Below are 24,429 nucleotides of genomic sequence, written 5' to 3'. Positions count from 1 at the left end.
AAGCCTTATAAGGTTTCTTTAATTTGATAACGTTCTTTATCCTTAGAAGATCGTTGTAAGAGTTCTCCAATAAATCCAGCTATAAATAACTGTACACCGATAAGCATAGCAACTAAAGCAATATAAAATTGAGGCCGATCAGTAATTAAACGCCCTTCTGGGTTTATAAATAATTTATCGATACCTAGATAAAGAGAAAAGCAAAACCCTATAAAGAACATAAAAACACCTAACGCTCCAAAAAGATGCATAGGTCTTTTGGCAAATCTTGAAAGAAACCAAATAGTTAATAAATCTAAAAACCCATTGATAAAGCGTTCCATCCCAAACTTGGTAGTTCCATATTTACGAGCTTGATGTTGAACTACTTTCTCTCCAATATTAGAGAAGCCAGCATTTTTTGCTAATACTGGTATATAGCGATGCATTTCTCCATAGACATCTACAGTTTTTATAACATCTTTTTTATATGCTTTCAGGCCACAATTAAAATCGTGTAATTTTAATCCGCTAGTTTTACGAGCTGCAGCATTAAATAATTTGCTAGGTAAATTTTTAGCAATAACAGAGTCATATCTCTTCTTTTTCCATCCAGACACTAAGTCATATCCTTCTTCTGTGATCATTTTATATAACTCAGGAATTTCTTCGGGATTATCTTGTAAATCGGCATCCATGGTAATAATCACATCTCCTTGTGCGGCTTTAAAACCTGCGTGTAATGCCTGTGACTTCCCGTAGTTTTTACTGAACCGAATGGCTTTTACTTGTGTATGCTTTCGCGAAAGCGTATAAATCTCATCCCACGATTGATCGGTACTTCCGTCATCAATAAATAGGATTTCATATGAAAAACCATTGGCTTCCAGTACTTCTGAAAGCCAATGGTGTAATTCTTTTAAAGATTCTTGCTCATTGAGCAAGGGGATAACAACAGATAGTTGCATATTATTGAGGTTCTTTTGTACGCATTGCTGCACCAGCAATTAATGAAATTACAGCTCCTATGAATACAAAATACAGTGTATAAGTTAATATTCCTAATAAAGATTTAGCCTTATTTTCATTTGCATCTGCAAATTGAGCTTCTATTTGTTCAACTCCATCCGGATTAAAACTTTCCATAAACTCAATAGTTTTGCGCATTGTAAATTCTGTATCTATAAAATTGTCATAGATATAAGCAAAACTTGTGAAAAGTAAACCTAAAACTAGCATAATTATTACACCAACTCTGACAGCTTCACCTAAGTTTAAAGATCCGTTTGATTTTTTAAACTTTCTAATTGCATAAACTATAAATATAATTTCAAGAATAAATGCTATAGCGTACGTAGAGTACCATGCTACTGGAGATAAATCTAAAGTTTTAGGGATGACATCAATTAGAATTCTAGTAACCCCAGCAACTAGTCCTAAACCTAAAGCATATTTTTGAACATTTAATTTTATATTTTCCATAGTTTTTTGAGAGGTGTTGGTTATGGTTACATTTGTATACAAAGATACCAAAACGTTACATTGTAAGATTAAAATTCATAAAATCGATTTTTTAAGTGTATTTTTATGTTTTTAAATTTGCAAATAACTTATTTATATGTAAATTTGCACCTCGAAAAATCGAGCATTAATAATAGCGTTAAGAGATGAAACAAGGTATACACCCAGAAAATTATAGATTAGTTGCATTTAAAGACATGTCAAATGATGAAGTGTTTTTAACAAAATCTGCTGCCGACACTAAAGAAACGATAGAAGTTGATGGAACGGAGTATCCACTTATCAAACTAGAAATTTCTAGAACTTCTCATCCTTACTATACTGGAAAAGCTAAGTTAGTAGATACTGCTGGTCGTATTGATAAATTCAAAAACAAATATGCTAAGTTTAAAAAATAAGCTTGCATACATATTATATACTAAAGCCCTCCTTATTTTGGAGGGTTTTTTTAGTTCTATACTCTTTTATTCTAAATACCACTATTAGTTTTTACTATCTATAGATTCTTATTATATAGGTGTCTGATAGTATCTTTGTAGTTCCTAATACGTATAATTATGTCACAAATATTAGAAGCACTTCAGTGGCGTTATGCTACAAAAAAGTTTGATGCAACGCGTCATCTTACAGCAGAGAAAGTAACTCTTATTAAGAATGCGTTTAATCTTACCGCATCTAGTTTTGGTTTACAGCCTGTTAAACTACTCGTGATACATGATCAAAAATTACAAGATGAATTGGTTCCTGTATCTATGAATCAACAGCAAGTTTCTGATGCTTCTCATGTACTTGTTTTCTGTATTGAAAAAAATATTGATAAGTCTTATATCGAAGCTTATTTTGATAATGTTAAAAAGACAAGAGATACACCCGATGAAATTTTAAAACCGTTTAGAGACTATCTATATGGTCATTTTGAAAAAGAGTCTATCGAAGCTATAGAGAATTGGGCTACAAAGCAAGCGTATTTAGCAATGGGTAATTTGTTGACCATATGTGCTATAGAAAAAATAGATGCATGTCCTATGGAAGGTTTTGATTCTGAAAGTTATGATGCACTTTTGAATCTTTCGGAAAAAGGTCTCTCTTCTGTTTTGGTGATGCCTATAGGGTATCGTGCAACAGATGATATGTTTGCTGATTTTAAGAAAGTACGAAAGACATTATCTGATGCAGTGATTGAAATTTAAATAAAAGACTAACAATATTTTGGCAAGATTCTTGTTATTTTGAGTAATAGAAATCGATCAACTCTTTATTGGGTTTGCTGATTTCATATAAAACTTTAAATTTGTTGATATAATAATCCTATCATGAAGCGCTTATTATTTATTCTTTGTTTTGCTATAGTTACTGTTTCAAATGCTCAAGAAGCTACATGGCTTACTGATTTTGATCAAGCAAAAAAAGTAGCAAAAAAAACAAACAAACCTATTTTAATGTATTTTACAGGAAGCGATTGGTGTGGTCCTTGTAAGATGCTGAAAAAAGATTTTTGGCAAAATCCAACATTTCTAAAGCAATCAACAGATTTTGTACTACTTGAAGTCGATGTTCCTTTTAGAGAAGATATTCTAACACCAGAACAGTTTAAAAAAAATAAAGAACTTCAGAAAAAATACAATAAAGAAGGGGCGTTTCCTACGTTATTGGCTATGGATGCAAATGGTAAAGTCAAAGAAAGTATTTCTGCATATAGTATGTTAAGGGATACAAGTGGTTACTTTGCTTTTTTGGATAAAGCACGTGCTATTAAGTAATAGGTTCTATTTTTTTAATTTTTTATGAATTTCCAATAAATGCAGATGTAATGGCTGCTATAGCTGCAATTACAGCAACTAACATAGGGACAATCACTTTCCATTTTTCTTTTCTTTGCAATTGCCTATCATGAAGCTCAATAGCTGTATCTATTAATTTTGTAACTAAATTAGGATCTAAAGGAGGTCTTTTTCCTTTTGAGTGTTCCTCATGATCTTCATATTCTAAAACATATCTTGAAATTAAGGCAGCTCTCTTTTTTTGGTTTGTTCCAGATCTTACTCTAAATAGCTTAGGATGTTCTGTAGCTATTTGTATCCAAGAACTTCCACTTATTGGTTTTTGAGATAGCTCGCTAGCGATACCTGTTTCTGATCTACTAGTATCTATATCAAAAGCTAATACTTGAATTAAACCAATTACTTCATACAATCGATTATCTTTTAGGTAAGGAGTTTTCATTGACGTATGGTTTTAGTATGTCTACTTAAGATACGATATCTTTGTAAGTATTTGTTTATGAGTCTTTTTTAAGGCGTTTTGAAAATATATTGTTTGTTCTCTATAATCCTTTTATGTATAATTTGCATATTGATGTGTGTAGTTTGATATTTGCGCTTAAATGAAATACACATGTCTAAGGTCGTTTTAATAACTGGTGCATCTTCTGGAATTGGAAAAGCAATAGCGCATTACCTTGCTGATAAAGGGTATACCGTATATGGAACAAGTCGTAATCCAAAAGCAACTACAGATGGAAAGGTGCGTATGGTCTCTTTAGATGTTACCGATCACGATTCTATCACAAATGCTATTCAAACCATACTTAAAGAGCAAGATCGCATTGATTATGTCATTAATAATGCAGGAATGGGAATCACAGGACCGTTAGAAGAAACTCCAGATAACGAGGTAAGACGTGTCTTTGAAACAAATTATTTTGGGGCCTTAGAAGTCATAAAGGCTGTATTGCCATCTATGCGTGCACAACGTAGTGGTATGATTATTAATGTTACATCCATAGCGGGGTATATGGGATTGCCTTATAGAGGAATCTATAGTGCTACAAAAGGAGCGCTTGGTATTACAACAGAGGCATACCGTATGGAGCTTAAAGAGTTTAATGTGAAGATGACAACAGTAGCTCCTGGAGATTTTGCAACCAATATTGCTGCGGGACGTTATCATGCTCCGATTTTGGATGATTCTCCATATAAAGAAAACTACGGAAATACATTACGATTAATGGATGAGCATGTAGATGCAGGAATGGATACAGAAGTGATGGCAAAAGTAGTACATCGTATTATGCTTTCTAAGAATCCTAAAGTTCACTATCGCGTTGGGTTTTTTATGCAAAAATTTAGCATAGCACTTAAGCGCATATTGCCAGATACTTGGTATGAAAAATTACTTTTGAATCATTATAAATTATAGATTGTGCATAAGTGTGAGATAAATTAAAACCACACGTATATATTAGGATTATTTCTTTACCTATTTTTGCAAAAAATAAAACAATAACACTCTATCTTATGAAATTTTTTATTGATACCGCAAACCTTGCTCAAATTAAAGAAGCACAAGACCTTGGCGTACTAGACGGTGTAACGACAAACCCTTCACTTATGGCAAAGGAAGGCATTACTGGTCGTGATAATATCTTAAAACATTATGTTGATATATGTAATATCGTTGATGGAGATGTTAGTGCAGAAGTCATCGCAACAGAATATGATGCAATGGTAAAAGAAGGTGAAGAATTAGCTGCATTACACGATCAAATTGTGGTAAAATTACCTATGATTAAAGACGGGATAAAGGCTTGTAAATATTTTAGTGATAAAGGAATTCGTACCAACGTAACTCTTGTGTTTTCTGCAGGTCAAGCAATCCTAGCAGCAAAAGCAGGCGCAACATATGTATCTCCATTTATAGGACGTCTTGATGATATCTCTACAGATGGCCTTAACCTTATTGCAGAAATTCGCCATATATATGATAACTATGCTTTTGAGACAGAAATCTTAGCAGCTTCTGTACGTCACACAATGCACGTAATAGATTGCGCAAAAATAGGAGCAGATGTTATGACAGGACCATTATCATCTATAGAAGGATTGCTAAAGCACCCTCTTACAGATATAGGTCTTGCAAAGTTTTTAGCAGATTATAAGAAAGGAAATAACTAAACCATTACTATTTCTAGGTATATATACAAAAGCCGATTCAAATTTTGAATCGGCTTTTGTATGTTATTAAGCAAGATTTTATTGGTGCCGCCAAAGGTTTAATACTTCTAGGTGTCTCGAGGCAGTTTATTTATTAAGATAGGCTAGAAGCTCATTTTCAAAATCCGTACGGTGAATGTTAGCATGACTATTTAATATTTTACCTTTCCTGTCTAATACAATTGTTTTACTCAAATCATTGATCACTAATGATATTCTTGCTTTTCTTGCATCGTCAAATCGATACTCCATAGAAGAGTTAAATTTATGCTGTCTAATGTGTTTTACCCACTTATCATTTTCATCATTTACATTGACGCCTATAAAATTAAATTCAGGATATTTTGATTGTAAGTCCTTTGCTTTTTTATGCGATTCCTCAAGATGCATATGATTATTATAAGACCAGAAATAAAGTACTGTAGGCTTTTGAATTCTACTAGAGAGTGTTACCATACGCTGTTCTGCATCTACAAGCATAAGATCTGGAATAATATTACCAGCTTCCATTTTCTTATGAGAATCATATAGTTTTTCTACGTTCATCTTCACCTCTGGAGAAGTGATAGATGTAGAAAGTAGACTGAAAATTTCATCAACACTTTTCTTGTCATTACTATTTGCAATAAATATTCTTGCTGTCCTAAACAACTTCATGTCTTTTAGCTCAGGATTTTCAATGTATTTATCGATAACTTTTATCTCGTTGTAATTGTGTAAAAAGGAGACGGTATTGTAGGATTGCTCTTGGCAATACTCTTTATACGATTGATGATCTAAAAAAGCATTCAAATACCGTTGGTAGGGATATAAATCTCTTAAGTTTGGATTGTTAATGTTTATGCTTTCGCGAAAGCTATAAAAGTCTGACGGCAATTCATCAATAAAGGTAAGTTTGTCATTTTTCTTATAATGAGAAAACGGATAACTTTCCTTACGTTGATAATTATCAAAGTTGACAGTTGCTTCTGCGATTTCTTTGAAGCTATCAGAAATATCATCGTGTTTTTGATAAAACTTATTTAATTTATGTAAGCGTACTTGATGCATAGAATCTAATAATGCCTCAAAGTCTTCGGGTTCTTTTTGATAATGTTGCGTAAAACCTTCATTTTCTAACTCCCAATTAAGATACATATCTAATAAAAAGTTGCTTCGTTCAGAGCCTTTCCCCGAAAAACTAAGCGATTCATCAAACTCTAGTGTATTTACACGCATCATAATGCTATCTCCAGGCTCAATATGGATAAGTTGATGCTCTCTATGCCAAAATCTATATAGTCCAGTTTCAAAGTCTTTAAACTCATACAAAAAACGATTATGAGCATCTAAAGGGATGGTATCTATAATTTTATCATCTTTTTGAAGCAATATGTGATCCCTCTTAGGATTGATAACTTCTCCACCAATATAAGTGCCATTTGCGGTGTCTTTTTTTGTCGTGTCACAAGCACTTAACACAAATAGCGATAAGAGAACGGGGATAATTCCTATAAAAGTGGTATGTCGTTGAGTGTAGGTGATAACTATGATATTTTACAGATTAACTTTCAAATGTAACTTTTACGTAGAAATAGTGTTGTTAATTAGAAGTTAAAACGCATATCATTTTATCTAAATAATTAGACTTTACAACCATACGTAGGGCTTGTCCTATTTATTTTTACACAAAAACAAAAAATAATACTCGTATACTTTCAAATCTACTTCACAATCTCTTTAATTATCGGTATTTTTGCAGGCTTAAAAATATAAATAGATATAGACTATGCTTTCAGTTTCTAATTTATCGGTACAGTTTGGGAAACGTGTTTTATTTGACGAAGTAAATACATCTTTTGTTTCTGGTAATTGTTATGGTATTATTGGTGCCAATGGTGCTGGGAAATCTACGTTTCTTAAAATCCTTTCTGGAAAACAAGATGCTACTTCTGGACACGTACATCTAGAGCCGGGTAAGCGTATGTCTGTTCTAGAACAAAATCATTATGCATATGATGAGTACAATGTTTTAGAAACTGTAGTGATGGGTAATAAACCCTTGTATACTATTAAAAAAGAAATAGATGCTTTATATGCAGACTATTCTGATGAAAATGCAGACCGTATAGGAGAATTGCAATTGCAATTTGATGAAATGAATGGGTGGAATGCCGATAGCGATGCAGCAGCAATGCTTTCTAATTTAGGAATAAAAGAAGAGTTTCATTATACATTAATGGCAGATCTTGATGGAAAACAACGTGTACGTGTGTTGATTGCTCAAGCATTATTTGGAAATCCTGATGTACTTATTATGGATGAGCCTACCAATGATCTAGATTATGAAACGATTAATTGGTTAGAACATTTCTTAGCAAATTATGATAACTGTGTAATTGTGGTATCGCATGATAGACACTTTTTAGATGCCGTATGTACACATATATCAGATATAGATCATAATAAAATTACACATTACAGTGGTAATTATACATTCTGGTATGAGTCCTCTCAATTAGCGGCTAGACAAAGAGCTCAGCAAAACAAAAAAGCAGAGGAAAAGAAAAAAGAATTACAGGAATTTATTGCTCGTTTTAGTGCCAATGTTGCAAAATCAAAACAAGCAACCTCTCGTAAGAAAATGATCGATAAGTTAAATATCGAAGAAATCAAACCTTCAAGTAGACGTTACCCAGGTATTATATTTGATCGCGACCGTGAAGCCGGAGACCAAATATTTAATGCAAATGGATTAGCTGCTTCTATTGACGGCGAAACGTTATTTAAGAATATAGATATCAACCTAGCTAAAGGTGATAAAGCAGTGTTGTTTTCTAGAGATAGTAGAGCTACTTCTGCATTTTATGAAATCATCAATGAAAGACAAAAGGCAGATAGTGGTGATTTCTCATGGGGAATCACAACAACACAATCATACCTTCCTTTAGATAATGCTGAGTATTTCCAATCGGCAGATCTTAACTTGGTAGATTGGTTACGTCAATACGCACAAACGGAAGAAGAAAGAGAAGAAGTGCATTTACGTGGCTTCTTAGGAAAAATGATTTTTAGTGGAGAAGAAGCATTAAAGAAATCTAATGTACTATCAGGAGGAGAGAAAGTACGTTGTATGATCAGTAAAATGATGATGAAACGTGCTAATATCTTAATGGTAGATGAACCTACAAACCACTTAGATCTTGAGTCAATTACAGCATTTAATAATGCCTTGAAAAACTTTAAAGGAACCGTAATGCTAACAACACATGATCATGAGTTTGCACAAACGGTAGGGAATAGAGTGATAGAACTTACACCAAAAGGAGTTATAGATCGCTATATGACATTTGATGAATATATGAGCGATGCTAAAATAAAAGAACTACGTGCTAGTATGTATAACTAGTACTATGCTTTTTTTTGTGAAAAATGGGAAATAACTGTCCAAGTACAAAAAATAATAATACCAGAGCTTGCAACAATACGTAATGTAGAGAGTGTTTCGCCCTTAAGTAAAGGAGAGAGTCTCCAAGCTGAATATATAATAAGTGCAACATTTATAAATAAATTAAAAGGAGATCTACGATAGGTCTCTTTTTTTTGTGCAGGTTTCGTCATAGAAATAACAGGATCATTTTGTTGCGATAATGCTTCTAGGTCTTGATCAGAGATTTTTTCGGTTTCTATTTTTTCTAAAGTGCTAGTGACAATGTGTTTCGCCTTCAGAACATCTTTCTTATTTACAAGGAGTGTAACATCATTTGTATGAGCCACACCAAAGCCACCTCGTAAAGCGCTTTGTCCATCATCTCTAATAATACTAGAAATACCTGCTTCTTCCAACACAAGCTTTATATGTTGTGTGGTAATTTGAGAACCATTAAAAATCTTTTCGTATTGAGATTTTGGTAATATATTCATCTAACGTGTTTTGTCATATTTGCTATTCCAGATAGCTGTATTAAAGTTTTTACCTAATGCAAACCCATAAAATAAAACAACGGCAGCAATAGATTTAAACATAAAAAAGAATACCATAATGTCTTGAGAAAAATCTTGTTCTTTAGTAAATAATCCATCAGGTATAAGGGCTGTTGCAAGTATACTTACTAATATGATGAAAACGATTAAATTTTCAAAAGACTTATAAGGCCACATCAATAACTTTCGTAAAGGGTGAAGATCATTTCCCCATTTATGTATCAAATAATAATACCCATTTCCCATAGGAGCAAAAAGCAAAGGATCATCTGCTTTTTCAAGTACAAACATTTTTGAAGGGGCTATAATCTTAAAATTACTTAATAGGGTGTTATGTTTATTTTCTAGGTATTTAATTTCATCTAAAGCACCTTGTGGATATTTCCCTTTAAAGTATTTCGTATCCAAAAATCGTAAGCGATAGTTAATGCAAATCTTTTTGATTTGTTTACTGTGAAAGATTCGGTCTTTATCGAGAAGATCGATAGTAAATGGTACACTATCTTCTTTTTGAACTCCTTTTAAGACATCTAAAATTCCGCTTTCGCGAAAGCGGTCTTCTTCAAAAACACGATGTACTTGAGCTAATATATCATCTCCTGTCCCTATTTTATTACGCTCTTTGAGTAATTTCTCTTGGATATTAGTACGTTGAAGTAGCATTTTCTTTTTATTTTAAAGATACATAGTTTTCCTGTATTTGTCAATATTCAAAAGAAACAGCTCTTCAGGTTTTATAAACGTTAAACAAAAAAGCCCTGTTTTAAGTAAAACAGGACTTTTGTAATTATAATAGATCCGTAATAACTTTAACGTAAGCTAGCACCTAATTCTTTTTCAAAACGGAATTGTAACTTATTCATTACTTTGTCGATTTGTTTATCGGTAAGTGTTTTATGTTCATCTTGTAATAAGAAACTTACGGCATAACTCTTTTTGCCTTCAGGTAAATTCTTACCTTCATATACATCAAACAATTGGATGTCTTTAAGTAATTGTTTTTCTGTTTGTTTGGCAATCGTATGAATCTCTTCAAATCGAGTAGCGGAGTCCAGTAATAATGCAAAATCTCTTCGTACCGATGGATATTTTGGAATCGGTTGAAATTTGATTTTATTTCGTTTTGCGACTTCCAGAATATTATCCCAATTGAAGTCTGCATAATACACATCTTGCGATAGATTAAATTTCTTAAGAATAGATTTTTTTATAAGACCATATTCTACAAGTTTGGTTTTGCCTAGTTGAATGCCTACGGCTTCAGCAAAAACATCATTTTTTACAGTAGCTGTTCTTCCTCGCGTAATACCTAATCGATCTAAAACAGATTGTACCATCCCTTTAAGGTAAAAGAAATCGGTAGTTTCAGAAGTATGTTTCCAATGTTCTGTATGACGATTTCCAGTAACAAATATGGCGAGGTGTTTATTTTCTACAGTTCCAGAATCATAACTATGGTAAGTCTTGCCATATTCAAAGAACTTCAGATCTGCATGTTTTCTGTTGTTGTTGTATGAAATCGCTTCCAATCCTGAAAAAAGCATAGATCTTCTTAGAATACTTAACTCTTGTCCTAAAGGATTAAGCATGGTGACATTATTTTCAGTGTTCAATAACTCAGAATACTCTACATAGCTAGGTGTCGTTAAACTATTAGCCATGATTTCATAAAACCCTTGCGCTACGAGTTGATTTGCAACTACATCTTGCACTTTGTGATCTTCAAATTTAGAAGAGTTGGCTATAGTAGCATTTAATTTATTTCCAAAATTAATGTTGTTATACCCATATACACGTAATACTTCTTCTATAACATCAGCTTCACGAGTTACATCATTACGATAGGCAGGAATGGTCATTCCTAAACCAGATTCAGTAACATTATTGATTTTGATATCTAAGGAAGATAAAATGGCTTTTATCTTTTCTCTTGGTAATTCTTCTCCAATAAGTTTTGTAGCATTTTCAAAACTCAAGAATACTTGTTGATCTTCTATTTTTTTAGGGTAGATATCTACAATTTCACTAGTGATTTCTCCACCTGCAACTTCTAATAATAAAACAGCAGCTCTCATGAGTGCATAATCTGTAATATTAGGATCAATCCCTCTTTCAAAACGGAAAGAAGCATCTGTATTAAGTCCGTGGCGTTTTGCAGTTTTACGTATAGAAACAGGATTGAAATACGCACTTTCTAAGAAAATAGCTGTAGTGCCTTCAGTAACTCCGCTATGTTCTCCTCCAAAAACTCCAGCAATACACATAGGTTTTTCTTCATCACAGATCATAAGATCCTCTTCATGGAGTTCACGTTCTACACCATCAAGTGTTGTGAATTTAGTTCCTTTCTCTACAGTTTTAACTTCAATTTTATTCCCCTTGATTTTTGCAAGATCAAAGGCATGAAGCGGTTGTCCTAATTCGTGAAGTACATAATTAGTAACATCTACAATATTATTGATAGGTGTTAATCCTATTGCTTTTAAACGGTGTTGGATCCAAGCAGGAGACTCAGCAACTTTTAATCCACTAATGACGACACCTGCATACCTAGGAGCACGTTCCCCATCTATAATAGAAACATCTACTTTATTAAGTCTGTTTTCTATTTTAAACGAAGAATTAGAAGGCGTAATCAGTTCTGGTATGATATCCTGTTGCATTAAACCTGCGCGTAAATCACGAGCCGTTCCTAAATGACTCATGGCGTCTGCACGGTTAGGAGTAAGTCCGATTTCAAATACCTGATCATTTTCTATTTCAAATACATCGGCAGCAGGAGTTCCAGGTACAAGATCAGCATCTAGTATCATAATCCCATCATGACTCTTTCCAAGACCTAATTCATCTTCGGCGCAGATCATACCATGAGATTCTTCTCCACGTATCTTTCCTTTTTTAATCGTCCATGCTTCTCCTTCATCTGTATATAATGTAGTACCTATGGTAGCTACAGGTACCTTTTGTCCTTTAGCTACATTTGGTGCACCACAAACAATCTGTACAGGAGCATCACCTCCTATATCTACCGTAGTTACTTTAAGCTTATCTGCGTTGCTATGTTGTTCACAAGTGAGTACGTGTCCAATAACAACCCCTTCAAGGCCTCCCTTTACACTTTGGTATGATTCTATACCTTCTACTTCAAGACCTAAATCTGTTAAAAGTTCTCCAGTCTTTTCTGCATCCCAATCTATCTTGATAAATTGTTTTAGCCAGTTATAGGATATTTTCATGAAATTAAAATAATAATTTAATAAGTTGACAAAGATAGAATAAGATGCTAAGTAGACAAAGAAGTCACGAGACTATCTAATAGATATTTTTAATATTTTTTTAGAATGAATTATAAACAATGCATTGAGCGTTAATGTGTTGATTTTTAGACAGCTATTTTCGTAATGTTAGTATCCTTTAGAATAGTTGCTATGCGCGCATAGGAATCGCTTGATTTTTCTAGTAGATTCGTAACGTATTGTAGAGATAACAATTTAATAATAAGAAACTTAGATTAGAATCTTTATTTTTGCAGAAGTACACTAACCAAACATAATTTTTTATGAAGAAATCATTACTCTTAGTAGCGCTTTTTTGTGTTACTACTATTGCATTTAGTCAAATACCATCGTATTATGATGACGTAAATCTAACATTGCAAGGCACCTCCTTGCAAAATGAATTATCAACGAAAGTCACGCAAACTCACACTACTTTTTTAAGCTATACCCCTGGAGTATGGGAAGCATTACAAGCGGCAGATTTAGATCCAACCAATGCTAATAACGTATTGCTTATATATGGATATGATGATACCGATGGGAATACATTAACAGATAGGTCTAGAGATAAAAACTTAAACGGAGGAAGTGCAGGAGAATGGAATAGGGAGCATGCCTACCCACGATCTTTAGGAAATCCTAATTTAGGGAGTGAAGGCCCAGGAGCAGATGCACACCACATTCGCCCAAGTGATATTCAATTGAATTCCCAACGTAGTAATAGAAAATATGCTGCAGGTTCAGGAAATGCAGGTGTAACAGCACAAGGTCATTTTTATCCTGGAGATGAATGGAAAGGCGATGTTGCTCGTATGATGTTATATATGTACATCCGTTATAATAGCCGTTGTTTGCCTTCTAATGTAGGGGTAGGAAATGCAGTAGCAAGTGACGCAAATATGATTGATCTATTTTTGGAATGGAATGTAGAAGACCCTGTAAGCGATTTTGAAGATACACGTAATGATGTTTTAGCAGGGATACAAGGAAATAGAAACCCTTTTATTGATAATCCAGCTTTTGCGACACAAATATGGGGAGGACCACAAGCCGAAGATAGATTTGGAGATGGTACTGGCAATCCTGGAAATGGGGACGCTGAAGCCACTGAACTATTCTTTTCCGAATATGTAGAAGGATCTTCATTTAATAAAGCAGTAGAGATCGCAAACTTTACAGGAACAGCCGTAACATTAACTAATTACTCATTGCGAAAGCAAACCAATGGATCAGGAGGATGGAGTTCAGACTTCTCATTGAGCGGTTCTTTAGCAAACGAAACTGTTTTTGTCGTGGCACATAGCTCAGCAAATACAGCGATTTTAAATGTAGCAAATACAACGACTACAAATTCAGCAATCACTTTTAATGGAAATGATGCCGTTGGATTATTTAAAAACGGAGTACTTATTGATATCATCGGAACATTTAACGGAGGGAGTTCTAATTTTGCGAAAGATGTAACATTGCGAAGAAAAGCAACTGTGGTATCACCTTCTACAACCTATACGACATCAGAATGGGATAGCTTTCCTTCAAACACAACTAGTGATCTTGGATCACATATTGTAGAAGGAAATACACCAGCAGCAGACACACAAGCACCTACAGCGCCTTCCAACCTTACAGCTTCAAATGTAGGAGAAACCTCTCTTACAGTATCTTGGAATGCATCTTCAGATAATGTAGGTGTTACAGCATATGATGTATATAATGGAAACACCGTAATAGGAACCACTGCTAGTACAAACTATGCCGTGTCTGGATTAACTCCAGCTACTAATTATACATTTAGTGTACGTGCAAAAGATGCCGCTTCTAATGTTTCTAATGCAAGTAATTCAGTAAACGTAACAACAGATGCGATCGTTTTAAACTACTGTAATGCTAACGGAAATAATGTCAACTTTGAATACATCGATTTTGTTGGACTAGGAGGAATTTCTAATGCAACGGGAGCTAATGGAGGGTATGGCGATTTTACAAATCAAACTGGAGTGATAGGATATGGATCAAATTCAATCGTATTAAGTATTGGGTTTTCTGGACAATCCTACACAGAAAATTGGGGTGTTTGGATTGATTTTAATCAAAACGGAACGTTTGAAACTTCCGAAAAAGTAGTAACAGGATCTACGTCAAATGCAGGAAACCTATCCTACAACTTTACAGTACCTACAGCTGCTATAGCTGGAACAACTAGAATGCGTGTGGCTATGAAGTGGAACGGAGTTCCTACAGCCTGTGAGACATTTTCGTATGGCGAAGTAGAAGACTACAATATAACTATTAGCACAAATAGGAATGCCACTGCAGCTCCAAAAGTTAAAACGGACGGGAAGTTACAATCAGAAGCACGTACCTATGATGTTCAAATAACACAACAAGACACATCGGTACGTTTACAAATGGCAGATAGCAGAATTGTGAGTTATGTAGTATACAATGTACTAGGGCAGGAGATCGCTCAAAATACATTTAATACTGCAACTATGATAGAAGGTTTACGTAAAGGTGTTTATTTTATACACCTTTCTGATGGACAGCGAACTATGACTAAGAAGTTTATAAAACAATAAATATAAATAACATACCTGAAATCGCTTAAGGATTCGTTCTTAAGCGATTTTTTTATATACTATATTATGTATATTGTAAGAATACAACGATTCAGTAGACTTTAGACGTACTATGAAAAAAATATTCCTCATTATATTATGCATCAGTGCACTTTCGTGCGAAAAAAAAACACCTACCTCTCCAACTCTACAAACAGGTTTCTGGAGAGCTACGCTAGACGTGCAAGACACTAAAGAATTGCCTTTTATTTTTGAAGTAAAAGAAAACGGAACTCTGGTGATTCAAAATGCAGAAGAGCGCATCACAGTAGATGAAATCGAGATTGATGGAAATAAGATTCGTATTCAAACGCCCGTATTTGAAGGGTATTTTCAAGGAGCGTTTAGTGAAGATGGACATCAAATCACAGGTGATTTTATAAAGCCTAGTTTAGATCGTGTGGTTTCTTTTAAAATGGTGTATGGTGACGGAGTACGCTTTCGCGAAAGCGTAAAAAAGCCTACCACTAATATCACTGGAAATTGGGAAACTGTGTTCAGCGAAAACGGACCTGAAGAGACCTATATTGCCAAAGGAATCTTTAAGCAAGAAGGAAGTAACGTAACAGGTACTTTTAGAACTACCACAGGCGATTACCGGTTTCTAGAAGGAAGTATAGATGGCGATCAATTACAGTTGTCTACCTTTGATGGGGCACATGCGTTTTTATTTACCGCAACAGTGACGGATAGCACACTTGAAGGACATTTTTATAGCGGAAATCACTGGAAAGAACCTTTTGTCTCAAAACGAAATGATGCCTATGAACTTCCAGATGCAAAAGATTTGACCTATATCAAAAAAGGATATGATGGGTTAGCGTTTACATTTCCCGAAGCAGATGGAACGATGGTATCTCTTAGTGATGAGCGCTATAAAAACAAAGTAGTACTTGTTCAAATTTTAGGATCTTGGTGTCCAAACTGTTTGGAAGAATCTAAGTTTTATGTAGAGTATATCAAAGAAAATCCAAACTCAAATTTTGAAATTATAGGATTGGCCTTTGAATATGCACCTACACAAGAAAAGGCATTTAAGAGTATACAACGTTTAAAAGACCGACTGGATATCTCATATCCTATTTTATTGGCACAATACGGTGATTCTGATAAAAAACTAGCACAAGAGAAATTACCTATGTTGAATCATATTATCTCATATCCTACATCTATTTTTATAGATAAGAAAGGAGAAGTAAGACGTATTCATACAGGATTTAATGGAGCGGCTACAGGTCAAAAATTCATAGATTTTAAAGTAGATTTTGATCAGTATGTTAAAAATCTACTTGCTGAGTAGGTTTTAACAAGAGCATAACATTTTCATAAAAGAAGGTCTTGTACTTTTAAGGTCTAAAAAAACAACCTTAAAATGAAAAATATCCAACATTGGATTGCCTTATCGGTAATCTGTTTTCTTGTGTTTAGTATTGACGGTACGGCACAAATTAAAACACCCGCTACAAGTCAAAAAGCAACAGTAAGTCAGACGGTAGGAATTTCTGATATTGCCATAACGTATTCTAGACCTAGTGTACGTGGTCGTAAAATATGGGGAACACCACTTGCACATTATGGGTTTCAAAATTTAGGTTTTGGAACATCTACAGCGGCGCCATGGCGTGCTGGAGCCGATGAAAATACGGTGATTACATTAACACATGATGCTACCGTAGAAGGAAAAGCAATCAAAGCAGGGACCTATGGATTGCATGTTGCATTGGGAGAAGATAATACAGCTACGATTGTATTTTCAAACAACTCAAGTTCTTGGGGAAGTTATTTTTATGATGAAAAAGAAGATGCATTACGTGTGAAGGTAACTACGACTGAGGTACCACATACAGAATTACTTACGTATCAATTTACAGCGGTAGATGCTACATCAGCAACAGTAGCATTACAATGGGAGAAAAAAGCAATTCCTTTTAAAATTGGATTTGACGTCACTTCAATTGTGATGGATGATATTAGTAATAAACTAAGAGATCAAACAGGATTTAACCGTCAGGCTTGGGAAAATGCAGCGCAATATGCATTTAGAGCTGGAAATATGGAAAAAGCTTTAGAGTGGATTAATAGTGCACAAAATGGCTGGTTCTTTAGCCAAAAGACATTTGCAAATGCACAAATTAAATCGGCAATTTTGAATCAAATGGGGAAGCCTAATGAAGCAATTGCAGAAATAGAAAGTGTATTAGATCAAGCAACAGCATTAGAAATGCATGGGTATGGAAGACAATTAATTGCAAATGGAAATCTAGATAAAGCAGAAAAAGCTTTTAAAGAGAATGCAAAGAAGAATAACAATGCGTGGCCTACACAATACGGGTTAGGGAGATATTATTCTGCTAAAGGCGATTATAAAACAGCGATCAAATATCTTGAAAAAGCCTTAGCAAATGCACCTAATGCAGGTTCTAAAGGGAATGTGCAAGCAAACATAGATAAGCTTAAAAAAGGAGAAGATATTAATTAGGTTATAGAATATATAATTTTAAAAGAATGCTAAACGTAAATTCAAATGTCATTTCGAGCGCAGTCGAGAACTATTGCTGCTTAATGCTTAATAAATAGGTTTCGACTGCACTCAACCTGACATTGAAATCAAAAGCATTTTTTAGATGCTAAAAAGCCCATTTTGATGGGCTTTTTTTGTGATATCCCTATACATTAAGCAGCTTTTTGAGTATCTTTCTAAAAAAAAGCTGATGAGGTATTTCTTATATACCCTTGTATTGAGTGCTGTTATGCTATGTAGTTGTTCAGATACAGACGATACCGCAATGATACTCCCTGAGGAAGCAACGAATAGTCTTCCTGATTTTTCATTTCTAAATTTTTCGACACAAGGTGCCGTATTACAGTATCAATTTGATGTATCTACACAAACAGGAATAATTTCTAATCTAACGGTTTCTAACGGTATAAGTCCGTTTATTCAACGAGTGCATGAATCTGGAGATGTAGCAGGTATGTATTCGGGGAATGAAGTTTGGTTAAAAAACTTACGAACAGACAGAGTCGTAAGTGCAATGAATTTCTTTTCAGAAGGAGAAAACGAAATTAGAAACTGGACTATAAATTCTGAAACTACTGTTTTTTCAGGGCTTCATGATTCAAGCAATTTTGATAATTTTACTGTTCGCGTTATTGACTTAGATACGAATATAGTTACGACTATTCCTGTAGGGGATATAGGACAAACTGTAGAAGCTGTATATCAGGATGATCATCTTGTTTTTTATGAAAACAGAGAAATTGATGCTGGTAATTTGCAATCAAAATTAGTGTTTGTGAATACTAATATCATGGAATCTTTGGGAATACAGCTATTTGAAAATAGAAGTATTAATGGTTTTGTTTTTGGAGAATCAAATGATGTTTTTGTGTTTTTCAATAATGCCACTTATACTCGTTTTGATCTTGCATCTTTTGCTGCATTAGATACTGGTAATTCTTCTTTACCTGTACAGTTAAATGGATCAGAAATAGTTTTCGATTCAAAAATATATTATGTGCGCGCTTTTCCAGAGCCTACTGTTTTAGATCCTTTGCCAGCGATATATGATATTACGACACAAGAAGAAACGGTCATAGATGTAACGCCTGCATTAGAAATGCTTGCCAGTGAAAATGAATGGACAAATCTTACTAGAACGACAATAGACTATTCGGTAGTAACCAATAGTTGGTTGATAGGGTATAGCTATACAGACGCTACAGGTACAGCAAAAGGAGGTGTTGCTAAGTTCTCTAATGAAGCTGAGCTTTTAGTAAACCTTGAAGTGACAGATCATCCTTGGAATCTTGTGTTGTTGGAATAGTATTAACTTATATAGCTCCAGATATTTTTAAACTTGACCATTTGTGCATACATAAAGCGTATGATTTGGTTTTCCGCTTTCGCGAAAGCGGGATCATCTTTCACCACGCCCCAAGCATAACTCCGAGCGACTTTCAGAATATCATTATCCCGAATGATATCGCCTATTTTAAGATGCAGTACACCGCTTTGTTGTGTGCCGGTGATATCTCCAGGGCCTCTGAGCTTTAAATCAACCTCTGCAATCTCAAAACCATCGTTGGTGCGTGTCATTGTCTCCAATCTGGTTTTGGAGTCGCTAGAGAGCTTAAAACTGGTCATAAGGATACAATAACTCTGCTCGGCTCCTCGACCCACACGACCACGTAATTGATGTAGCTGACTCAATCCAAAACGCTCAGCACTTTCAATAATCATCACCGAAGCATTTGGAACATTAACTCCTACTTCGATCACCGTAGTGGCAACCATAATTTGTGTTTCACCATTAATGAAGCGTTGCATTTCATAATCCTTGTCGGCAGGTTTCATCTTTCCGTGAACGATAGAAATCTGAAAATCGGGTAGGGGAAACTCTCTCGAAATACTCTCGTAACCATCCATCAAATCCTTGTAATCCATCGCTTCAGATTCTTGGATTAACGGGTACACAATATAGACCTGTCTTCCCTTCTTAATTTCGTCTCGAATAAAGGCAAAAACTTTGAGTCTATTAGCGTCATATCTATGTACTGTTTTTATTGATTTTCGACCTGGCGGAAGTTCGTCAATAATGGACACATCGAGGTCTCCATAAACGGTCATCGCAAGCGTACGCGGAATAGGAGTGGCAGTCATTACCAATACATGTGGCGGGAACTCATTTTTATGCCATAATTTACTACGTTGCTTTACACCAAAACGATGTTGCTCATCAATAATAGCAAGCCCTAAGTTTTTAAATTTTACCTTATCTTCGAGCAATGCATGTGTACCAATAAGTATCTGTAATTCGCCACTTTCAAGCTGTTCGTGAATGATTTTTCTACTTGAAGTTTTAGTTGATCCAGTTAATAATGATATTCTGGTATTCAATGGTTTACATAATTCTAATAATCCATTATAGTGTTGGACTGACAAAATTTCAGTTGGTGCCATCAAACAAGCTTGAAAACCGTTGTCAAGTGCTATTAACATTGATAATAACGCTACAATTGTCTTCCCAGAGCCTACATCTCCCTGTAAAAGCCGACTCATTTGCGCATTGGAACCCAAATCGTGACGGATTTCTTTAAGTACTCTTTTTTGAGCACCTGTTAATTCAAAAGGTAAATGGTTGTTATAGAAGTTGTTAAAATTGTCTCCTATTTTTTCAAAAGGATATCCTTTTATTTTGGTTTTATGCATCCGATTTTTGAATGCCAATTGAAGTTGGATATAGAAAAATTCTTCGAATTTTAAACGGTATTGTGCCCGTGCCAAATCGGCTTGAGATTGCGGAAAATGAATGTTCAATAATGCCTCTCTTTTTGGCATTAATTTCAAAGCTTCTACAATGGGTTTTGAAAGGCTCTCATAGAGGTGATTTTTAGCCTCCAAAAAGAGTGTCTGCATCAAGGTATTTACAACCTTATTTGTGATCCCTTTATTACTTAATTTTTCGGTGCTTGGATAGACCGGTTGCATGGCACTTCGCAAACTTTTTTTGTGATCTGCCAGTAATTCCATTTCTGGATGTGGCATCGAAAATTTCCCATTGTAATAATTGGTTTTTCCGAAAATGACATAGGTTGTATTGAGTTTGATGCTTTCCCGAATCCACTTTTGACCTCTAAACCAAACGAGCTCCATCACACCGCCATCATCTTTAAAGGTAGCGACGAGTCGTCTGCCTTTTCCTTCCACCATTTTCAAGCTGGTCACTTTTCCAATTACTTGCACATCGGCGCTATTGCGTTCTAATTCTGAAATGGTATAATAGCGCGTACGGTCTATATATCGATTGGGAAATAGATGGATGAGGTCTTGGTAGGTATGAATGCCCAATTCTGCACGCAACAGGTCAGCCCTGTTAGGACCAACGCCTTTTAAGTAATCGATAGGTGTTTGAAGGAATGTGGGATTCATTAAAGCTAAGTTAAATGAAATTCTACAGGATTTGAAAATTTTATGTAACCACTTTATGTTATGATAAAGATTGTGATTATGCTTTTATTGCTTTCGCGAAAGCGTATACCACTTCTTCACTATTTTAGAAAAATAATAATTTTCTTCTTAAAGCCGTCGCCGATTGGGGAGATTATGTGGTGGCTAATTATTCGGATTAATCTTTTATTCTGTTGTTACTTTTGGTATTTGGTAATAGGTTCTAGATAATAACTTTTGTATTTAATTAAGTTTTTTCTAGAGTTATAATGTAGATTTTAAAGTTTGATAATATAATTAGTAATAAAATTGATTATACTTTTTTATGATATATAAAATATTTTTAGCACTTCCTTTTAGAGAATCAAATTCTTTCAATATTTTAGGGTTGTCTTTAATTAAAGTTCTAATTTCAGCATGTGCTTTTTTTCTTGATCCAAACCCACCAAAGTCAGCAGCCTTAATCTTTTCATTATCTTTTGATGTATAATAAAAAACGTTATCAATCATTTGAAATACATTTATACGACCGTGAATAATTTTCTTAATAAAAAAAGTACCATAAACAGTTCTTATTATACAATCGCCATCAACACCTTTTAATGAGCGTAAGACTTTTACTTCGGCAGGATTAATTAAGTGTTTCTTCCCTTCTTTGTCTTTAATTTTGAAAATTGTTTTTGATGGATTTAAATAGTTTGTTCCTCTAATTATTTTACCGTAAATGGTGTCATTGTCATTAGTCACTAGGTACTCTTTTTCTTGAGAATATACACCTCTATATGACAGTATTATCAGTAATAGTATAATATGGTATTTCATTAATAATTTTTTGTATTCCCTTCAATTAAGTTTTTAAGATTCGTTAAGTTTTTATCCTCCTGCTCAGACATAGACCCTTTCATAAAAGAAACCATAGATTTAGCCATGATACCATTTCCAGTGGTTGTTGATTTTGAAGAGATGACTGTTTTACCATCTTTTTCTTTAAAAGACATTTCATAATCCATGTTCATAAAATCCATGGTAAAGGTCATTGCCATGAGTTCATTTTCTTTTACTGCAGTAATAGTCTCTTCCATTGTCATTTCCTCACCTTGTTCCTCAATATACACTTTAGACACTGCGCCTACGGTATTGGGTGTACCACTTACATGTTCGGTTTTTTTAAATCCTTTGATCCATTTTGGTAAATTGGATTCGTCTGACATGATTGCCCAAGATTCTTTGGCAGATGCATTTACGGTAATTTCATTTTCATAGGATATAGAAGAGGTTAAAAGTCCTTTCCCGATAAATATTAATAGCAGTACAATAATGAGAATGAAGAGATACTTTAGGTATTTCATAATGAGTGATTTTGGTTAGTTGAGTATTAGTTACATTGTATTATATCTGTATAGATATATTGATTTTCTTGTAACAATGATCTTACTAAAGTTACAAAATTTCTCAAAAAAGGTTTATAGTGGCTTCTCGTATTCCTGCAATTACCTTATCAGGGTTGCATCCATTTAGTCCAGCACCCCAACTTGAATTAAACTCAATAATAAACCAATCATCTTTTGTATTGTATCCTAAATCAATAACATAAGTGTTGGGTACATCAATAGTGTGATGGGTTAAAAAGTCTTTTAAGAATGTCTTAGCATCTTCGAGATTGGTAGTTCCTTCGTAGATTGCCATATCAAGGATGTTGTTATTTAAAATGAATGTTCTTACTTCTACATCTATGTGTAAGATTTCAGATTGAATAATTTCTTCTTCTGATCCAATTCCCTTGGTTCCTACTATGAACTCTTCGTAACTAAGATACACTTGCGATTTAAATGTCTTAGGTTTTACGGGTTTAATAAACGTAGGGAACAAAGATTCAGATACGTTAGAAATAGGCAAAACGTGTATAGAACGTTTTATCCATTTTTGAGAGAGCTCGCTTATAACTTCATCTTTAGGTTCAATTAAGCTCACACCTATTACTTGTGCTAAAACCAAACTAAAAGTGTCTATTCCATAGATAGTTACTCTTTTTGTACCAATATCTGGATGTTCCCAAAATTTACCAATACGTTTTACTTCTCCTCCATTATTAATCCACGTATTAGCAATGGCATCACGTTCAATATCTGCTTTGTTAGGAATTAATAATAGTTCGTTTTTCATGGATATGAAGATAAACAAGTATCTAGAACTATTATTTATTTTTTTTGCAATCCGTTTTTAGAATTACTCCTTCCGATACTTCAAAAACCAATTGTATACATTTGGATTAGAATACATTTCTGTCCATGCATCATGACTATCACTTTTGGTAGCTGTAAAAATATGATTGTATTTTTTGTAATTGGTACTTGCGATACTTTTTGTTTTTTGAAAGGAAATACCTGTTGCTTCTAATCTTGAAATAGTACGCTCAGAATTATTATAACTGACTCTATTGTCTCCAGTATTATGAGAGTTCCAAATGGGTAATTGCGCCAATGCTTGATAATCAGAAATACCGTGATTCCCTCCGCAGATAGGTGCTACGGCAGCAAAGGTCTCGGGAATCCGGCTTGCTAGTCCCCAAGTACCATGTCCACCACGACTTAACCCTGTTAAATAGATACGCTTAGTATCAATATTCTGAGTAGTTGCGACCTCCTTTATAATAGTCTGTATAGCATCTTCATTCGAGTAAAATTGCCCTTCTTCTATATGCGGCATGATCACTACAAAAGTATCTGTTACAAGTTTTCGAAGATCTTTATCTATAGTGTCAGGTTCTGTAAGCATTTTAGGTAATCCCCATCCGTAAATCACATCTACATCGCCACCTACGCCAAGTCCTCCTTGTAAGAATACAATCACGGGATATGCTTCAGATGTTGAGGTACATGATTTTGGAACATATAAATTATATCCATCAATGGCGCTATCAGGATAGTTTTTTTCTACGGTAGTAAACGTAGCAATATCAGAAGTAGTGGTCGTTATTTGTGCAATACTATGATTGAAAGAAAGAAGGCATAGTGCTATGATCAGAGAAATCTTGCGTGTGGTTTTCATACGATGCGTTGTTCGTTAGGTTATTATATAACGGCGAATATGTTTACGAAGTATTAATTGTTCTTTTTTTCATCGCCAAA

At 34.4% G+C, this 24,429-nt stretch carries 22 protein-coding genes; 10 read left to right on the top strand and 12 right to left on the bottom strand.

Features of this window, described 5'->3' with window-relative positions; genetic code table 11:
• Nucleotides 1-5: 5 nt before the first annotated feature.
• Both Q1A60_RS11450 and Q1A60_RS11445 read right to left on the bottom strand, forming a co-directional pair.
• Nucleotides 6-947: a glycosyltransferase family 2 protein gene (locus Q1A60_RS11450; RefSeq protein ID WP_299765688.1), complete on the bottom strand. Its 942-nt coding sequence runs from the start codon at nt 945-947 to the stop codon at nt 6-8.
• A gap of 1 nt (nt 948) precedes the next feature.
• Nucleotides 949-1,461 carry a DUF4199 domain-containing protein gene (locus Q1A60_RS11445; protein ID WP_299765686.1) on the bottom strand — a complete coding sequence of 171 codons (513 nt, stop codon included), beginning with the start codon at nt 1,459-1,461 and terminating at the stop codon, nt 949-951.
• 185 nt (nt 1,462-1,646) lie between these two features.
• Between Q1A60_RS11445 and Q1A60_RS11440 the strand changes: the two genes are divergently transcribed.
• From Q1A60_RS11440 to Q1A60_RS11430, 3 genes are all read left to right on the top strand, one after another.
• On the top strand, nt 1,647-1,898 hold the full coding sequence (locus Q1A60_RS11440) for a type B 50S ribosomal protein L31 (protein WP_089372536.1): 252 nt from the start codon (nt 1,647-1,649) through the stop codon (nt 1,896-1,898).
• Between the two features lie 159 nt (nt 1,899-2,057).
• Nucleotides 2,058-2,690, top strand: coding sequence for an NAD(P)H-dependent oxidoreductase (locus Q1A60_RS11435; RefSeq protein WP_299765684.1), 633 nt, complete (start codon nt 2,058-2,060; stop codon nt 2,688-2,690).
• A gap of 123 nt (nt 2,691-2,813) precedes the next feature.
• On the top strand, nt 2,814-3,260 hold the full coding sequence (locus tag Q1A60_RS11430) for a thioredoxin family protein (protein ID WP_299765682.1): 447 nt from the start codon (nt 2,814-2,816) through the stop codon (nt 3,258-3,260).
• Between the two features lie 22 nt (nt 3,261-3,282).
• On the opposite strand, the gene Q1A60_RS11425 is transcribed toward Q1A60_RS11430, so the two are convergent.
• Entirely contained in the window at nt 3,283-3,723 is a 441-nt protein-coding gene (locus Q1A60_RS11425; protein WP_299765680.1) for a hypothetical protein, read from the bottom strand.
• A 171-nt stretch (nt 3,724-3,894) separates the two neighbouring features.
• Between Q1A60_RS11425 and Q1A60_RS11420 the strand changes: the two genes are divergently transcribed.
• Nucleotides 3,895-4,698: an SDR family oxidoreductase gene (locus Q1A60_RS11420; RefSeq protein WP_299765678.1), complete on the top strand. Its 804-nt coding sequence runs from the start codon at nt 3,895-3,897 to the stop codon at nt 4,696-4,698.
• A 98-nt stretch (nt 4,699-4,796) separates the two neighbouring features.
• Nucleotides 4,797-5,453: a fructose-6-phosphate aldolase gene (fsa, locus tag Q1A60_RS11415; RefSeq protein ID WP_299765676.1), complete on the top strand. Its 657-nt coding sequence runs from the start codon at nt 4,797-4,799 to the stop codon at nt 5,451-5,453.
• 126 nt (nt 5,454-5,579) lie between these two features.
• On the opposite strand, the gene Q1A60_RS11410 is transcribed toward fsa, so the two are convergent.
• Nucleotides 5,580-6,953 carry a thioredoxin-like domain-containing protein gene (locus tag Q1A60_RS11410; RefSeq protein ID WP_299765674.1) on the bottom strand — a complete coding sequence of 458 codons (1,374 nt, stop codon included), beginning with the start codon at nt 6,951-6,953 and terminating at the stop codon, nt 5,580-5,582.
• A 307-nt stretch (nt 6,954-7,260) separates the two neighbouring features.
• Between Q1A60_RS11410 and Q1A60_RS11405 the strand changes: the two genes are divergently transcribed.
• Nucleotides 7,261-8,880 (top strand): ABC-F family ATP-binding cassette domain-containing protein, encoded by a 1,620-nt coding sequence (locus tag Q1A60_RS11405; protein WP_299765672.1) that lies wholly within the window; start codon nt 7,261-7,263, stop codon nt 8,878-8,880.
• Between the two features lie 2 nt (nt 8,881-8,882).
• Here the strand turns inward: Q1A60_RS11405 and Q1A60_RS11400 are convergent, their stop codons facing one another.
• The 3 genes from Q1A60_RS11400 to pheT all read right to left on the bottom strand — a co-directional run bounded on the left by Q1A60_RS11400 (nt 8,883) and on the right by pheT (nt 12,691).
• Nucleotides 8,883-9,395, bottom strand: a complete 513-nt coding sequence (locus Q1A60_RS11400) for a DUF2007 domain-containing protein (RefSeq protein WP_299765670.1) — start codon at nt 9,393-9,395, stop codon at nt 8,883-8,885.
• A complete protein-coding gene (locus tag Q1A60_RS11395; protein WP_299765668.1) occupies nt 9,396-10,118 on the bottom strand; it encodes a hypothetical protein in 723 nt (240 codons plus the stop codon).
• Nucleotides 10,119-10,264: 146 nt separating this feature from the next.
• Entirely contained in the window at nt 10,265-12,691 is a 2,427-nt protein-coding gene (gene pheT, locus Q1A60_RS11390) for a phenylalanine--tRNA ligase subunit beta (protein ID WP_299765666.1), read from the bottom strand.
• Nucleotides 12,692-13,014: 323 nt separating this feature from the next.
• Between pheT and Q1A60_RS11385 the strand changes: the two genes are divergently transcribed.
• The 4 genes from Q1A60_RS11385 to Q1A60_RS11370 all read left to right on the top strand — a co-directional run bounded on the left by Q1A60_RS11385 (nt 13,015) and on the right by Q1A60_RS11370 (nt 19,178).
• A complete protein-coding gene (locus Q1A60_RS11385) occupies nt 13,015-15,312 on the top strand; it encodes an endonuclease (RefSeq protein ID WP_299765664.1) in 2,298 nt (765 codons plus the stop codon).
• A gap of 112 nt (nt 15,313-15,424) precedes the next feature.
• Nucleotides 15,425-16,651 (top strand): TlpA disulfide reductase family protein, encoded by a 1,227-nt coding sequence (locus tag Q1A60_RS11380; protein WP_299765662.1) that lies wholly within the window; start codon nt 15,425-15,427, stop codon nt 16,649-16,651.
• A gap of 72 nt (nt 16,652-16,723) precedes the next feature.
• Nucleotides 16,724-17,830, top strand: coding sequence for a DUF2911 domain-containing protein (locus Q1A60_RS11375; RefSeq protein WP_299765660.1), 1,107 nt, complete (start codon nt 16,724-16,726; stop codon nt 17,828-17,830).
• A 232-nt stretch (nt 17,831-18,062) separates the two neighbouring features.
• Complete coding sequence (locus Q1A60_RS11370) at nt 18,063-19,178, top strand: hypothetical protein (protein ID WP_299765658.1); 1,116 nt, start codon at nt 18,063-18,065, stop codon at nt 19,176-19,178.
• 2 nt (nt 19,179-19,180) lie between these two features.
• Here the strand turns inward: Q1A60_RS11370 and recG are convergent, their stop codons facing one another.
• The 5 genes from recG to Q1A60_RS11345 all read right to left on the bottom strand — a co-directional run bounded on the left by recG (nt 19,181) and on the right by Q1A60_RS11345 (nt 24,349).
• On the bottom strand, nt 19,181-21,283 hold the full coding sequence (gene recG, locus Q1A60_RS11365; protein ID WP_299765656.1) for an ATP-dependent DNA helicase RecG: 2,103 nt from the start codon (nt 21,281-21,283) through the stop codon (nt 19,181-19,183).
• A gap of 315 nt (nt 21,284-21,598) precedes the next feature.
• Nucleotides 21,599-22,123: a hypothetical protein gene (locus tag Q1A60_RS11360; protein ID WP_299765654.1), complete on the bottom strand. Its 525-nt coding sequence runs from the start codon at nt 22,121-22,123 to the stop codon at nt 21,599-21,601.
• Nucleotides 22,123-22,650: an SRPBCC family protein gene (locus Q1A60_RS11355; protein ID WP_299765652.1), complete on the bottom strand. Its 528-nt coding sequence runs from the start codon at nt 22,648-22,650 to the stop codon at nt 22,123-22,125. The genes Q1A60_RS11360 and Q1A60_RS11355 overlap by 1 nt, the downstream gene beginning before the upstream one ends.
• 103 nt (nt 22,651-22,753) lie before the next feature.
• Entirely contained in the window at nt 22,754-23,464 is a 711-nt protein-coding gene (locus tag Q1A60_RS11350) for an ATP-grasp domain-containing protein (RefSeq protein ID WP_299765650.1), read from the bottom strand.
• A gap of 63 nt (nt 23,465-23,527) precedes the next feature.
• A complete protein-coding gene (locus Q1A60_RS11345; RefSeq protein ID WP_299765648.1) occupies nt 23,528-24,349 on the bottom strand; it encodes a PHB depolymerase family esterase in 822 nt (273 codons plus the stop codon).
• Between the last annotated feature and the right edge of the window lie 80 nt (nt 24,350-24,429).

Source organism: uncultured Dokdonia sp. (genome assembly GCF_947492535.1).
In the GTDB taxonomy this organism is placed as follows: Bacteria; Bacteroidota; Bacteroidia; order Flavobacteriales; family Flavobacteriaceae; genus Dokdonia.
The sequence above is the reverse complement of the archived record's forward strand: the minus strand, read 5'-3'. Positions and strand labels throughout refer to the sequence as shown.